General features: G+C 62.0%; 14 protein-coding genes. 3 read left to right on the top strand and 11 right to left on the bottom strand.

Annotation, left to right across the window (positions count from 1 at the left end; translation table 11 throughout):
* The first annotated feature begins 11 nt into the window (after positions 1 to 11).
* A complete protein-coding gene (cysS, locus tag HX824_RS17125; RefSeq protein ID WP_008432427.1) occupies positions 12 to 1,400 on the top strand; it encodes a cysteine--tRNA ligase in 1,389 nt (462 codons plus the stop codon).
* 256 nt (positions 1,401 to 1,656) lie between these two features.
* Here the strand turns inward: cysS and HX824_RS17120 are convergent, their stop codons facing one another.
* Complete coding sequence (locus tag HX824_RS17120) at positions 1,657 to 2,208, bottom strand: dihydrofolate reductase family protein (RefSeq protein ID WP_177054857.1); 552 nt, start codon at positions 2,206 to 2,208, stop codon at positions 1,657 to 1,659.
* A 160-nt stretch (positions 2,209 to 2,368) separates the two neighbouring features.
* Here HX824_RS17120 and lepB point away from each other — a divergent pair, with 160 nt between their 5' ends.
* A complete protein-coding gene (lepB, locus tag HX824_RS17115; RefSeq protein WP_008432435.1) occupies positions 2,369 to 3,037 on the top strand; it encodes a signal peptidase I in 669 nt (222 codons plus the stop codon).
* Between the two features lie 8 nt (positions 3,038 to 3,045).
* Here the strand turns inward: lepB and HX824_RS17110 are convergent, their stop codons facing one another.
* From HX824_RS17110 to HX824_RS17065, 10 genes are all read right to left on the bottom strand, one after another.
* Positions 3,046 to 3,633 carry a TetR/AcrR family transcriptional regulator gene (locus HX824_RS17110; RefSeq protein ID WP_177054856.1) on the bottom strand — a complete coding sequence of 196 codons (588 nt, stop codon included), beginning with the start codon at positions 3,631 to 3,633 and terminating at the stop codon, positions 3,046 to 3,048.
* A gap of 31 nt (positions 3,634 to 3,664) precedes the next feature.
* The gene (locus HX824_RS17105) at positions 3,665 to 4,417 is read right to left on the bottom strand and encodes a 3-oxoacyl-ACP reductase family protein (RefSeq protein WP_177023297.1); all 753 of its coding nucleotides are present in this window, start codon (positions 4,415 to 4,417) and stop codon (positions 3,665 to 3,667) included.
* A 134-nt stretch (positions 4,418 to 4,551) separates the two neighbouring features.
* On the bottom strand, positions 4,552 to 5,481 hold the full coding sequence (locus HX824_RS17100) for a sel1 repeat family protein (protein ID WP_177054855.1): 930 nt from the start codon (positions 5,479 to 5,481) through the stop codon (positions 4,552 to 4,554).
* 115 nt (positions 5,482 to 5,596) lie between these two features.
* On the bottom strand, positions 5,597 to 6,532 hold the full coding sequence (locus HX824_RS17095) for an alpha/beta hydrolase (protein ID WP_177028454.1): 936 nt from the start codon (positions 6,530 to 6,532) through the stop codon (positions 5,597 to 5,599).
* A 106-nt stretch (positions 6,533 to 6,638) separates the two neighbouring features.
* Complete coding sequence (locus HX824_RS17090; protein WP_003211753.1) at positions 6,639 to 7,007, bottom strand: Na+/H+ antiporter subunit G; 369 nt, start codon at positions 7,005 to 7,007, stop codon at positions 6,639 to 6,641.
* Positions 7,004 to 7,282: a K+/H+ antiporter subunit F gene (locus HX824_RS17085; protein WP_003211751.1), complete on the bottom strand. Its 279-nt coding sequence runs from the start codon at positions 7,280 to 7,282 to the stop codon at positions 7,004 to 7,006. Before HX824_RS17085 ends, HX824_RS17090 begins: the two co-directional genes overlap by 4 nt.
* Entirely contained in the window at positions 7,279 to 7,767 is a 489-nt protein-coding gene (locus HX824_RS17080) for a Na+/H+ antiporter subunit E (protein ID WP_003211750.1), read from the bottom strand. Before HX824_RS17080 ends, HX824_RS17085 begins: the two co-directional genes overlap by 4 nt.
* Positions 7,764 to 9,446 (bottom strand): monovalent cation/H+ antiporter subunit D, encoded by a 1,683-nt coding sequence (locus tag HX824_RS17075; RefSeq protein ID WP_003211748.1) that lies wholly within the window; start codon positions 9,444 to 9,446, stop codon positions 7,764 to 7,766. The genes HX824_RS17080 and HX824_RS17075 overlap by 4 nt, the downstream gene beginning before the upstream one ends.
* On the bottom strand, positions 9,443 to 9,787 hold the full coding sequence (locus HX824_RS17070) for a Na+/H+ antiporter subunit C (protein ID WP_003192163.1): 345 nt from the start codon (positions 9,785 to 9,787) through the stop codon (positions 9,443 to 9,445). The genes HX824_RS17075 and HX824_RS17070 overlap by 4 nt, the downstream gene beginning before the upstream one ends.
* Positions 9,787 to 12,708, bottom strand: a complete 2,922-nt coding sequence (locus tag HX824_RS17065) for a monovalent cation/H+ antiporter subunit A (protein ID WP_003211746.1) — start codon at positions 12,706 to 12,708, stop codon at positions 9,787 to 9,789. The genes HX824_RS17070 and HX824_RS17065 overlap by 1 nt, the downstream gene beginning before the upstream one ends.
* Positions 12,709 to 12,894: 186 nt before the next feature.
* On the opposite strand from HX824_RS17065, the gene HX824_RS17060 reads away from it, so the two are divergent.
* Entirely contained in the window at positions 12,895 to 14,472 is a 1,578-nt protein-coding gene (locus tag HX824_RS17060; protein ID WP_177054854.1) for an ABC-F family ATP-binding cassette domain-containing protein, read from the top strand.
* Positions 14,473 to 14,476 lie beyond the last annotated feature (4 nt).

The following is a 14,476-nucleotide window of genomic DNA, read 5'->3' as shown; positions in this document are numbered from 1 at the left end:
AAGGAACTGTCGTGCTAACGATCTACAACACACTCAGCAAGACCAAAGAAGTCTTTAAGCCGCTGGATGGCAACAAGGTGCGCATGTACGTGTGCGGCATGACCGTGTACGACTACTGCCACATCGGCCACGGCCGCAGCATGGTTGCCTTCGACCTGGTGACCCGCTGGTTGCGTTTCAGCGGTTATGACCTGACGTATGTGCGCAACATCACCGACATCGACGACAAGATCATCAATCGCGCCAACGAAAACGGCGAGTCGTTCGACGCGCTGACCGAGCGCATGATTGCTGCGATGCACGAGGACGAGGCACGCCTCAACATCCTCAAGCCGGACATGGAACCGCGCGCCACGGACCATATCCCGGGCATGCACGCGATGATCCAGACCCTGATCGACAAGGGTTACGCCTACGCCCCGGGCAATGGCGACGTGTACTACCGCGTCGCCAAGTTCATGGGCTACGGCAAGCTGTCGCGCAAGAAAATCGAAGACCTGCGCATCGGTGCGCGGATCGAAGTCGACGAAGCCAAGCAAGACCCGCTGGACTTCGTGCTGTGGAAAGGCACCAAGCCCGGCGAGCCGAGCTGGGAGTCGCCATGGGGCGCCGGGCGTCCGGGCTGGCACATCGAATGCTCGGTAATGTCCACCTGCTGCCTGGGCGAGACCTTCGACATTCATGGCGGCGGCAGCGACCTTGAGTTCCCGCACCACGAAAACGAAATCGCCCAAAGCGAAGCGGCCACCGGCAAGACCTACGCCAACGCGTGGATGCACTGCGGCATGATTCGCATCAATGGCGAGAAGATGTCCAAGTCCTTGAACAACTTCTTCACCATTCGCGACGTGCTGGAAAAGTACCATCCGGAAGTGGTGCGCTACCTGTTGGTGTCGAGCCATTACCGCAGCGCGATCAACTACTCGGAAGACAACCTCAAGGACGCCAAGGGCGCCCTGGAGCGTTTCTACCACGCGTTGAAAGGCCTGCCCTCCGTGGCGCCTGCGGGCGGCGAAGCGTTTGTCGCGCGGTTCACCGAAGTGATGAACGACGACTTCGGTACGCCTGAAGCCTGCGCGGTGCTGTTTGAAATGGTGCGTGAGATCAACCGCCTGCGCGAGAGCGATCTCGACGCAGCGGCGGGGCTTGCCGCACGTTTGAAAGAGCTGGCGAGCGTGCTGGGCGTATTGCAGATGGAAGCCGATGACTTCCTGCAGGCGGGCGCTGAAGGGCGTGTGGATGCCGCTGAAGTTGATGCGCTGATCCAGGCACGTTTGACTGCCCGGGCCAACAAGGACTGGGCGGAGTCTGACCGTATCCGTGACCAACTGACCGCGATGGGTGTGGTGTTGGAAGACGGGAAGGGCGGGACGACGTGGCGGTTGGCTGATCAGGCTTGATTGGTGATTGCTGAATGAAAAACGCCCCGACTGGTTCGGGGCGTTTTTTTTGGCCTGTCTATCCGTTATTCGGGTATTGGCGGCTATGGCGACCGCGCTTGCAGCGGACCACGGGCCGGACGCCTGTGCGGGGACATAGTTGACACATTCAAGGACAGATCAGGCCGGTTCAGGATCAAGCGCATAGCTGCTTAATGTGGGAGCTGGCTTGCCTGCGATACAGACACCTCGATTTAACCCAATTACTCAATGAGCATCAGCGCTTGCCACCGACCTCATACCGGCTTTGAACAAACCCATTATCCGACGCATACGTGCCGATATGCCGAAGCTCATGCTCGCCACCCAACTGGCTGAACAAGGGGATCCCCTGGCCCAGCACAACCGGAATACGCGTGATGATCATCTCGTCGATCAAACCCGCCTCAAGAAACGCCTGAATCGTCTGGCCTCCGTCGATATACAGGTGTTTCATCCCGCGCTCGGCCAACGCTGCCACGAGGCTGGTGACATCCTGGCTCACCACCTCAACCTTGCCCTTCAAAGCTGCAGGTAGCTCAACCGATTGGTGAGAGAGTGCTATGACCGGCGTGCCCTCATAGGGCCACTCCGGAAAGGACAACACTTTTTCCAGGGTCTTGCGGCCCATCACCAGCGCATCCACGGTGGCGATGAAGTGTTCATAGGTCACGCCGTTCAATTCGGCGCCTTCGTACTCAGGGCGATGAAGCCACTCGATATCACCGTCTGGCCTGGCAATAAAGCCGTCGACGCTGGCTGCGATAAAGACCGAACATTTGCTATCCATGGGGCGTGAAACTCCTTTTCCGTGTGCTTGAAAATATCGACTGTCATGGGTCGGCAACGCTAATGTTAATTTAATCTTGCGATGCAATAAGCGAGCATTGCCAAAAAACACCGTGGGTACCCGGCGCAGGCCGGTGTCCCTTTTCGTATTGCGAGGATCTATGCGCCGTTGGTTAATCCGCTACCGTTACGCAATCATTTTCTGGCTGTGCTTCGGGGTTTTCCGCACCTCCCTGGCTGACTGGAATCCCATCCCGTCCGGTTCCATGCGCCCGACGTTGCTTGAGGGCGATGTGGTGCTGGTCAATCGCGTCGCGTACGACCTCAAATTGCCCCTCACTGATATTTCCCTGGCGAGACTGGATAACCCCCAGCGCGGAGATGTCGTCACGTTCTCCTCGCCCAAGGACGGCACGCGCTTGATCAAACGCATTGTCGGTATCCCCGGTGATACCCTGGAAATGCGCGACGAGGTGTTGTGGGTCAACGGTACGCCGGCCACCTACAGTAATGGGCAGGACATCAGCGAGCCTATCGCGCCTGGCCAAACAGTTCCGGGGATCAAGGTGACGGAGCGTGCGAACAGCAGCCAGCGCACGGTGCAGTTCATGCCGACAGTACGGGCGCTGCGCGATTTCGGCCCGGTGGTGGTGCCTGCCGACAGTTACTTCATGCTGGGCGACAATCGCGATAACAGCGATGACTCCCGTTATATCGGGTTTGTGCCGCGTCGGCTGTTGATCGGGCATGCGCACCATATCCTGGCGTCAGCGCAGATCCTGGATCACTGGATGCCACGATTGGGTCGATTTGGCGCGCCGATCCTGTAGTGGGCTGATCACGCGTTTGCGCTGAGCGCCCGCAGTGCAAAACCCGCAATGCGCTCCAGCTGCTCAGTGGTGGCGCCGGCCTTGCTGGCGACTTTCATGCCGCTGAGGGTGGCCATCAGAAAATCACACGCGCCCGAGCGATCGGTGCCGACGGTCAATTCGCCTTGTTCCTGCGCACGCTCCAGTGTCTGTTCGAATGCATTGCGCAAGCGTTCGGCGCTGTGGGCGGTGAGTTGATTGATCTCATCATCTTCCAGGCCGAACTCGCAGATGGCATTGACGCCCATGCAACCCGCCGTTCCTTCCCGCAGGGCGCGGGTGGCGAAGGATTGCAGGGTGTCGTGCAGTGCCTGCAGCGGGGTCGGGCCCTGGTTCAGGCGCTCGATCAAGTCGTCGACGCCGGTGCGCTGATACTCGGCCATCGCCAGCAGGTACAACTGGCGTTTGTCGCCAAAGGTGTTGTACATGCTCTGGCGGCTCAGTCCCATGGCCTGCATCAGTTCTTCAGTCGAGGCCGCGGCAAAACCCTTGTCGCAGAAAACCCGGATGGCCTCGCGCAGCACCTGGTCGCGGTCGAATGCTCTGGGTCTTGCCATGGTTACCTCGGGGGAAATTGCAGGTGAAGGCTCAGGCCAGGTAGCCGCCATCGATGGTCATGCTTGTGCCGGTGACAAATGCCGCTTCTTCGGACGCGAGATAAGCAACCATGCCGGCAACATCGTCGGCGGTACCTACGCGGCCCAAGGGGATCAGGCTTTTGATCATGTCCGCATGGGGCCCGTCTGCCGGGTTCATGTCGGTGCTGGTCGGGCCCGGCTGCACGTTGTTGACGGTGATGCCGCGCGGCGCGAAATCAATCGCCAGGCCGCGGATCATACCGGCGATCGCCGACTTCGTCATGCTATAGACGCTGGAGCCCGGGAAGCCCGAACGTTGGGCGACCACGCTGCCGACGGTGATTATTCGGTCACCCGTATGCATCACCGCCGAGCTGGCCTTGGCCGCCGCAAACGTGGCCCGCACATTGACCGCAAACATTCGGTCGAAGTCTTCCAGGCTGAAGGTGTCGACGGTACCCATCAGCAGGATCCCGGCGTTGTTGACCAGGATATTCAAGGCGCCGAAATGCTCGACAGTGGCCGCGACCGCCCGATCTATTGCCGCCACATCGGCGCTGTCGGCCTGAATCGCCAAGGCTTTTCCGCCCTTGCTTTCGATCAGGCCAACCAGCGCTTGCGCCTTGTCGGCAGAGGAGGAATAGGTAAACGCGACCGCTGCACCTTCAGCTGCAAGCCGGCGGACAATCGCTTCGCCGATACCGCGGGAACCGCCGGTGACCAGGGCGACTTTGTGGTTGAAGCGAGGGGTGTGAGCTGTCATGGGGGAGGCCTGAAGTTTAGTGGATTAAATAATCCACTAAACCGTACCAGCCTGGAAATACTTAGCCAAGCTGTTTTTGGATTAATTAATCTTTAACTGCCGGATGTGCTCTCGAATCCGTCATCAGACGCCGGTCATTTCAGGTAGCTGTAGGTCAACCTGAACTCCGACAGCGCCGGGTGCTCGGTTTTCCACTGGCGGCCATACGCCTTGGCTGTTTCCATTTCTTCGGCAGTCAGCGCGCTGGCCAGTTGTTGCAGGTAGCCTGCGGCATCGGCGTGCCGTGGGTTTTGCCGGGTACTGTCCATGACCAGCCAGTAGAGCCCATAGGCGTGGATTTTGTTCTCGGGGTAGTGATAGCGGTTGGTGCCACTTTCATCGATATCGAACCCGCCGAGTGCACCGGCATAGGTCATGACGCCATCAAGGTCATTCAGCGCCAGCCGTTTTTCCAGGTGTATGCGCTGGTAGGAGAGGTTGCGGTAGTAGGTCTGCATGTTGGCCAGCCACTTCATCGCTGGCGGGAAGCCCTTGAAGGCCGCATACCTGAGCATGGAGTCGCGGTTGTCACTGGCCTCCGGGTTTTTGTCGTACAACAGCGCCGCAATGTAATAGGCCTCGGCGCAGCCGGCATCACCTGCCTTTCTCAGCCACGAGCGATCTTTGGTCAGTTCATACAGCTGCAGCATCGCTGCGCCGTCGCCAGCATCGGCACCTGCCTGGGCGAGGGTCTTGGCCTTGGCCAGGTTGGTTTCGCCACCCAGGCGCATCAGGGCGTACACATGATCCTGGGCAGCGGCCAGGCGGTACCACGCCTGGGCCTCGGGGTCGACACTGCCGACCCGGCGCCGGATGGCTTCGCCCAGGGCGTATTGGGACGGCGCATCGCCGGCCGAGGCGGAGATGGTCAGGTGGATTTCGCACTCTTCGAATTCACCGAGTTGATACAACTCGAGACCCCGCTGCTTGGCTGCCTGTTGCTGGCTCGTCAAATGTGAAATCAGCGCATTCAGCGAGTTGAGCAAATCAAACAGCGTGGTCAGTGCATCGGAATGGGTATACATGATCATTACCTGTATCGGGATACGTTGTCCGATAAAGGTAGGTGGGGCGGTGGGGTCCCAGGTGACAGATAGTTATCGGCAGGAGCGCTGCCTTTCCCGCGCTCCGGGCAACCCCTCAAGCGCTACGGCTGCCACGTATTGCCTGGTCCAGAAACAACGCCGCATTCGCCACGGCCTGCATGCCTTCGGGCAAGATTGCCGCAAACAAATGCCAGACATGAAACATCCCAGGCCAAACCTCCAGCGACACGCGTACCCGGTTTTCCCCCAGGTGGGTGGCCAGGCGCATGGCGTCGCTGAGCATGACTTCGTTTTCGCCGATCTGCACCAGAATGGGCGGCAATCCCCGGACGTCCGCGAACACCGGCGATGCATCGGGATCATTCGGCAGCGCGCCGTTGAGAAACGCTTTTGCAAGCAGCGTCAGCCCCAGGCGGGAGGCTTGCGGGTCGAGGCCGTCACGGTTGTCGATGGAGGCGCCGGTGTGTTCCAGGTTGGCCCACGGCGACAAGGCGGCGCCCCCGGCGGGCAGTGGCAGGCCTGCGTTGCGGGCCTTGACCATCACCGACACCACCATTGCGCCGCCGGCCGAATCGCCCGAGAACACGATGGACCTGGGGTCATTGCCCTGGTCGAGCAGCCAGCGATAAGCCTGCAACGTGTCATCAATAGGTACGGGGAACGGATGCTCGGGCGCCAGGCGGTAGTCGGGCAGGTAGACTTTTGCACCCAGCAGTTTTGCGAAGTGGCCGGCAAGGCCCAGGTAGCCCCGCGGGCTGCCGCCGACATAACCACCGCCGTGGATGTAAAGCAGCACCTGGTCACCCTCAAACCCATCAGGCACGACCATCATGCCCGGTACGCCACCCATATCGACGTCACAAAAGCTGACACCGGCGGGAATCGGATGGGAACAAAGCACCTGCTCATAAGCCTTGCGCTGCTCATTGAGGGTGAGGGTGGTTTCCTGGCCCGTGAGAAATGGGCCGAAGTCAGCGGCGCAGGCAACCCACGCGTCGAGATGGGCCTGGACAAGGGGAGTGAATGCCATGGGGGAGAACCTCATAAAGTGATCCCGATACCGGGATTAGCGATTGAGGTTCTATTTTATGGATTCTATTGGAGAACGAATTTCACCACTGCGGCGCCTGTGGGGATCAGCTGCCGCTGTCAGTGCGACGGCTGCTGACTTCAGCCGGCACATCATCCCCGGCCATGCGCTTGCGGAACAACGCGGTGCGTGCCAGCAGCAATGTGGTCACCGGCACTGTGATCGACAGCAGGATCGGGATCAACCAACCGTGCAACACCGGCCCGGACTTGAGCACCGAAAAGTAGATGATCGAGGCCAGCGCCACACACCAGGCGCCCAAGGTCGAAGCCAACGCCGGCGGGTGCATGCGCTGGAAGAAGTCTTTCATCCGCAACAACCCAATCGCCCCAATCAGCGCAAACAGGCTGCTAAGCACCAACAATACCGCGACGATCACTTCAACCCACAGCGGCAACACATCGACATTGATCATTCGATCACCTCCCCACGCAGCAGGAATTTCGCCAGGGCAAACGACCCCACAAAGCCAAACAGCGCAATCAACAGCGCCGCTTCAAAATACGTGTCACTGGCATACCGAATACCCAGCACCAGCATCATCAGCATGGCCAGGATGTACAGGTAATCCAGCGCCAGCACCCGGTCTTGGGCCGACGGGCCTTTGAACAGGCGCACCAGGGTCAGCACCATGGCCAGGGAGAACAGGAACAGGCTGAACAGGATCGCATTGGAGAGCAGGGCGCTCATTCGAAGATCTCCATCAGGGGCCGTTCGTAGGCGTGTTTGAAGTGCTCGATAAACTGCGCTTCGTCATCCAGGTCGAACACGTGGATCAGCAGGACGCTGCGGTCCAGGGCCAGTTCCGACCATACGGTGCCCGGCGTCACGCTGGTGATCATCGCCAGCACGGCCAGGCCGTTGGCATCCCGCAGGTCCAGGGGGATCTTGATAAAGCGCGAACGCGGTGGGCGCGAGCCGCAGGTCAGGATGCCCCAGGCCACGGCGAGGTTGGAGATGATCACGTCACGCCCCACCAGGAAGAACAAACGGATGATCACCCCCGGGCGGCGGATGCGGATCGGCAACGGGCGCAGCGGCGCCATCATCAGCGGTGCGGCAAAGCCGAGGATTGCCCCCAGCAGCAGGTTGCCGGGGCTGACGGACAGGTTCAGCACCAGCCACAACAACCACAATGCCAATGACAGCCACGGGGCAGGGAACAGGCGCTTCATGGCTGCACCTCCAGGGCGGCGGCCTTGGCTTCAGGGCTCGGCACCGGACGCGTCGCCATGACCGCCATCACATAGTGTTCCGGGTTGTTCAGGCTCTCGGCGGCCGCCTGGGTATAGCGCATCAGCGGCTCGGCCTTGAAGGTCAGGGCGATGCTCAGGCCCAGCAGGAAGAAAATCGGCACGCATTCGAAGCGGCGCAGCAGCGGCGATGGACGTTCTTCCGGGGTCCAGAAACGCTGGATGCCGAGGCGGGCAAAGGCGATCAGCGAAGCCAGGCCGGAGAAGATCAGCAGTGCCACCAGGCCCCAGGCGGCCGGACGCACCGGTTCGTCGATGGCATTGCCCAGGCCCATCGGGTTGATCAAGGCGCTGAGCAGGCTGAGCTTGCCGATAAACCCGGACAGCGGCGGCATGCCGATGATCAGCAGGGCGCAGGCGATAAAACTCAGGCCGAGGAACGCCACCGTCCAGGGAATCACCTGGCCGACCACGGCTTTCTGTTCATCGTCGAGGTTGGTGCCGGGCGGTGGATGCAGGGATTCCATGGCCTTGGGCAGGGCTTCGATTTCGTCGTCCAGGGGCATGTCGTTGGCCGAGCGCGAACGCTCGATCAATTCGGCCAGCAGGAACAGCGCGCTCAGCGCCAGGGTGGAACTGACCAGATAAAACAGCGCCCCGGCGGTCAGGCTTGGCTGGGCAAACCCCACCGCCGACAGCAGGATCCCGGCGGACACCAGGATGCTCAGGCTGGCCATGCGTTCCAGGCGTTGCGCCGCGATCATCGCCAGCGCCGCGCAGACGATCGTTGCCATGCCGCCGTAGATCAGCCAGTCGCCGCCAAACAGTGCCGAGGCACCCGCCTGGCCGGAGAACAGCAGGTTCCACAGACGCAGCACGGTGTACACGCCGACCTTGGTCATGATCGCAAACATCGCCGCCACTGGCGCACTGGCCGAGGAGTAGGCAGGCGCCAGCCAGAAGTTCAGCGGCCACATCCCGGCCTTGGCCAGGAAGGCGACGGCGAGGATGCCCGCACCGGCATGCAGCAGGCCGCGATCGGCTTCCGGCACCAGGGGGATTTTCAGTGCCAGATCGGCAAAGTTCAGGGTACCGGTGACGCCATAGATCAGCGCCGCGCCAATCAGGAACAAGGTCGAGGCCAGCAGGTTGATCGAGATGTAATGCAGCCCCGCCGACACCCGCGCCCGGCCGGAACCGTGGAGCATCAGGCCGTAGGACGCCGCCAGCAGCACTTCGAAAAACACGAACAGGTTGAACAGGTCGGCGGTCAGAAAGGCGCCATACAGGCCCATCAACTGAATCTGGAACAGTGCATGGAAGCTGGTGCCGGCGCGGTCCCAACGGGCCATGGCAAACAACAGCGCGCTGACGCCGATGATCCCGGTGAGCACCAGCATCATCGCCGAGAGTTGGTCCACCACCAGCACGATGCCGAACGGCACCTGCCAGTTGCCCGGCAGGTACACACCGATGGAGCCGGGGCCGCCTTTCTGGGTCCAGTACAGCAACAGCACGGCGATGCCCAGGCCCACCATGCTGGAGAACAGGTTGATCCGCGCCTTGAGCGGGCGGTGCTTCTCGCCGAGCATCAGCATCAGCGCGGCGGTCAGCAACGGCAGCAGGATCGGCGCGATGATCAGTTGATTCATCCAGGTCATTCCTTGGGCTCCCGGCCGTCCACATGGTCAGTGCCGGTCAGGCCCCGGGATGCCAGCAGCACCACCAGGAACAGTGCGGTCATGGCGAAGCTGATCACGATTGCCGTCAGCACCAGGGCCTGGGGCAGCGGATCGGTGTAGTTGAGCAAGTCTTGCGGCACGCCATCCTTGATGATCGGCTCCTTGCCGATAAACAGGCTGCCCATGCTGAAGATGAACAGGTTGACCCCGTAGGAGAGCAGGCACAGGCCCATCACCACCTGGAACGTCCGTGGCCGCAGGATCAGCCAGACGCCGGAGGCCGCCAGGACCCCAATGGCAATTGCGATGACTTCTTCCATCAGGCGGCTCCTCCTGGGCTGGCAACGGCTTTCGCCTGGTTGCTGGGTTTATGGGCGCGCACCGATTGGTGGCCGAGGGCGGTGAGCATCAGCAAGGTCGAGCCGACCACCATGGCGTACACACCGACGTCGAAGAACAGCGCGCTGGCGACGTGGATGTCCCCCAGCACCGGCAGGCTGAAGTGCCAGGTGTGCGTGGTGAGGAACGGGTAGCCGGCGAGCAGTGCGCCCAGCCCGGTCAGGGTTGCCGACAACAAGCCAAAGCCCATCCAGCGCATCGGCCGCAGGCTCATCTGCGCCTCGACCCACTGGGTACCGGCGACCATGTATTGCAGGATGAACGCGACGGACATCACCAGGCCGGCGACAAACCCGCCGCCCGGTTGGTTGTGCCCACGCATGAACAGGTAGAACGAGACAACCAGCGCAATCGGCAGCAGCAGGCGCACCAGCACCGCCGGCACCATCATGAAGCCCAGGGCGGTGTCGCTGGCCTGGCGCGGGTTGATCAGGTCGGTGGCCACGTCGGGTGCCAGTTGGCGCTGTTGCGCGGGCAGTTCCATGCTTTCCTTCGACGGACGGAAGCGGCGCAGCAGGGCGTAGACGGTCAGCGCCACGGCGCCGAGCACGGTGATTTCTCCCAGGGTGTCGAAGCCCCGGAAGTCCACCAGCATCACGTTCACCACATTGCTGCCACCGCCTTCTGGCAGGGCACGGCTGAGGTAGAAGGAGGAGATGTCGTTGGGGGTCTGGCGGGTCAGCATCGCGTAGGAGAGCAGCGCCATGCCGCCACCGACCACGGTGGACAGCAGGAAGTCCCGCAGGCGGCGGATGCGTGCCTTGCGCAGCGAGCTGGGCAGTGGGGAAACTTCTTCGATCCGCCGTGGCAGCCAGCGCAGGCCCAGCAGGATCAGCACGGTGGTGACCACTTCCACCACCAGTTGCGTCAGCGCCAGGTCTGGCGCCGAGAACCAGACGAAGGTCACGCAGGTCACCATCCCGCACACGCTGACCATGGTCAGGGCTGCCAGCCGGTGGTACTTGGCTTGCCAGGCGGCGCCCAGGGCGCAGGCGATTGCCAGCAGCCACAGGGTGACGAACACGATGGAGCCCGGGATCTTCGGCCGGTCGCCCCAACTGATGCCGCTGTAGAGCATCGGGATCAACCCGGCGATCACCGCCGCCAGCACCAGCAGGAACAGCTGGGTTTGCAGGCGTTTGGTGCTGATGCGTTTTTCGATCTTGCGCACCCCGCGCATCATCACCACCAGGCAGCGCTCGAAGCCGCGCTTGCCATTGAAGTAGCTGATGATCGGCGGGTATTTGAAGCGGCCCAACTTGAGTTGCTTGCGCAGCAGCAGATAGAGCACCACGCCGCCGGACATGGCCACCAGGCTCATGATCATCGGCGCGTTCCAGCCGTGCCAGATGGCGAGGCTGTATTCCGGCAGTTCGCCGCCGACCACCGGCAGGGCCGCTGCGGCGAGGATCGAACCGACCACCTGGGCCGGGAAAATCCCCACCAGCAGGCAGGTAAACACCAGCAACTCCACCGGCGCACGCATCCAGCGTGGCGGCTCGTGCGGGGTGTGGGGCAGGTTGGTGGCCTTGGGGCCGAAGAACACATCCACGGTAAAGCGCAGGGCATAGGCCACGCTGAAGGTACCGGCGATGGTGGCGATGACCGGCAGGGCGATTTCCACCCAGGCGGTGGCGGAGATAAATACGGTCTCGGCGAAGAACATTTCCTTGGACAGGAAACCGTTGAGCAGCGGCACGCCGGCCATGGACGCACTGGCGACCATCGCCAGGGTGGCGGTAAACGGAATCAGCTTGAACAGGCCGCTGAGCTTGCGGATGTCACGGGTGCCGCTTTCGTGGTCGATGATCCCCGCCGCCATGAACAGCGACGCCTTGAAAGTGGCGTGGTTAAGGATATGGAATACGGCGGCGACAGCGGCCAGCGGGCTGTTGAGGCCCAGCAGCAAGGTGATCAGCCCGAGGTGGCTGATGGTGGAGTAGGCCAGCAGGCCTTTGAGGTCGTTCTGGAACATGGCGCAATAAGCGCCGAGCAGCAGGGTAATGGCACCGGCACCGCCGACAATCCAGAACCACTCTTCGCTGCCGGACAGCGACGGCCACAGGCGGGCCAGCAGGAACACGCCGGCCTTCACCATCGTTGCCGAGTGCAGGTAGGCCGACACCGGCGTCGGTGCAGCCATGGCGTGGGGCAGCCAGAAGTGGAAGGGGAATTGCGCGCTTTTGCTCAGGGCGCCGATCAGCACCAGGGCGAGCATGATCGGGTACAACGAATGGGCACGGATCTGATCACCGGCAGCCAGGACCTGGTCCAGGTCGTAGCTGCCGACGATATGCCCGAGCAGCATCACCCCCGCCAGCAGGCACAAGCCGCCCGCGCCGGTGACCATCAGCGCCATATAGGCGCCACGCCGGGCATCGGCGCGGTGGTGCCAGTAGCCGATCAGCAGGAACGAGAACAGGCTGGTGAGCTCCCAGAAAAACACGATCTGGATCAGGTTGCCGGAGATCACCAGGCCGAGCATCGCACCCATGAAGGCCAGGAAAAACGCGAAGAAGCGCGGCACCGGGTCTTCCGGCGACATGTAATACCGGGCGTACAGCGACACCAGGGTCCCGATGCCCAGCACCAGCATCGAGAACAACCAGGCAAAACCGTCCATGCGCAATACGAAGTTCAGCCCGAGGCTGGGCAACCACATGAATTCTTCACGTATCACGCCACCATGGGCGATCTGGGGGTACAGCAGGGCGACTTGAACCGTCCCGACCAGGGCCACAAGGCCGGCCAGCAGGGACTCTGTGTTGCGTGCGTTGTGCGGCAGCAAGGCCGCCAGACAGCTGCCGATAAAAGGCAGAAGCAGTAGAACTATCAGGGACATAGGCTTCTAATCTGCGGGAGTTTGGGATGCATCATACGTGCCGGAATCTTGATCACCAAACGGCAAGATGTGGCAGGATCCTACAAGGTAGGCTGAAAAAGGCTGTTTGGCATTGTTTCAATGCCTGTATCCAGGGAAGGTATGCTGTTCAAAGGTTTTTTTCAGCCTGTTGCATAAGGACGTGTGATGACCCAGCGATTGCTCCACCTTGACCATGTCGCCTGCAGCCTGCCGGATGGACGCAGCCTGTTCGACAACCTGAACCATGCCTTCAGCGCCCGTGCGACCGGCCTCGTGGGGGCCAACGGGACTGGCAAGTCCTTGCTGGGCGCAATGCTCGCGGGCACCCTGCAGCCCACCCGCGGGCATGTGCGCCGCGAGGGCAGTGTGTACGCGGTGACGCAACTGTTGGAGCCCGAACGTTATCCCAGCGTGGCGGCGCTGGCAGGTGTCGACCAAGTGCTGGCAGCGTTGGCGCGCATCGCCGAGGGCAGCGTGGACGAACACGACCATGCACTGGCCGTTGATCAATGGGATTGCGCGCCTCGACTGGCGGCGGCCCTGGAGCAAATCGGCCTGGGGCACTTGACTGCCGACTCGCCAACCGCGGCCCTCAGTGGCGGCGAACGCCAGCGCGTCGCTTTGCTGGGCGCCTGGTTGTCGAGGGCAGACTGGTTGATCCTCGATGAGCCCAGCAACCACCTGGACATTGATCAGCAGCACAAGCTTGCCCAGCAGATTGATCGGTGGCCCGGCGGCCTGGTGCTGATCAGCCATGATCGCGGGCTGCTGGAGCACATGGACGAGATTGTCGAACTGTCGCCCAAGGGCTTGGCGGTGTACGGCGGTAATTACAGCCACTATGCGGCGACACGGGAGCAGGAGCAGCAGGCGTTCCAGTCGGCGTTGCAGTGGGAGCGCGCGCACGCCAAACGTGAGCAGCGTGAAGCGGTCATCCAGATGGAGCGTCAGCAGCGCCGCAATGCCCGGGGCGACCGCCAGGCCCGGGATGGCAACCAGACCAAACTGATCACCAACGCCCAGAAAGAGCGCAGTGAAAACAGCCAGGGCAAGTTGCGCCTCAACCAGCAGCTGGCGCGTGAGCAGCAACAGCAGCGGATCGCCGAGGCGCGTGCGCGGTGTGCGCCCGAGATCCAGCGCATGATGCTGTCGCCGGAAAGCGTGGTGCCCCAGGGCAAGCTGGTGTTGCAGTTGAACGACGTGGTGTTGCCGTTTGGCAGCCCGGCGCCGATCAATCTCACCCTGACCGGCCCGATGCGCATGGCGATCCTGGGAGCCAATGGCAGTGGCAAGTCGACCCTGCTGCGGGTGATTGCCGGCCAGTTGCCGGTGGCTGCCGGTGAGTTGGTGCGCAGTTGTCATATCGGCTGGCTGGACCAACACGCCGGGCTGGAGCACCCCGAGCGCACGGCGGTGCAATGGCTTTACGAAAGTAATCCGCTACTGGCGGAAAGCGAAGCGCGTACCCGGCTGGCGCAAATGGGCATCGATGCCGACCGGGCGGTCCTCGATACGCGCCAACTGAGCGGCGGCGAGCGTCTGAAAATTGCCCTGGCCGCACAGCTCTACGCCGAGCATCCGCCGCAATTGTTGTTGCTGGACGAACCCGACAACCATCTGGACTTGCCCAGCCGGATTGCCCTGGAGCAAATGCTCAATCAGTACCAGGGCGCGCTGATTGTGGTGTCCCATGACGAGGCGTTCCTGCAGGCCATCAACCTGGACGGTGAGTTGCGCCTCTGAGGCC

The organism is Pseudomonas sp. D4002 (genome assembly GCF_013385665.1).
GTDB lineage: Bacteria > Pseudomonadota > Gammaproteobacteria > Pseudomonadales > Pseudomonadaceae > Aquipseudomonas.
This window is presented reverse-complemented; position numbering and strand designations above follow the sequence as displayed.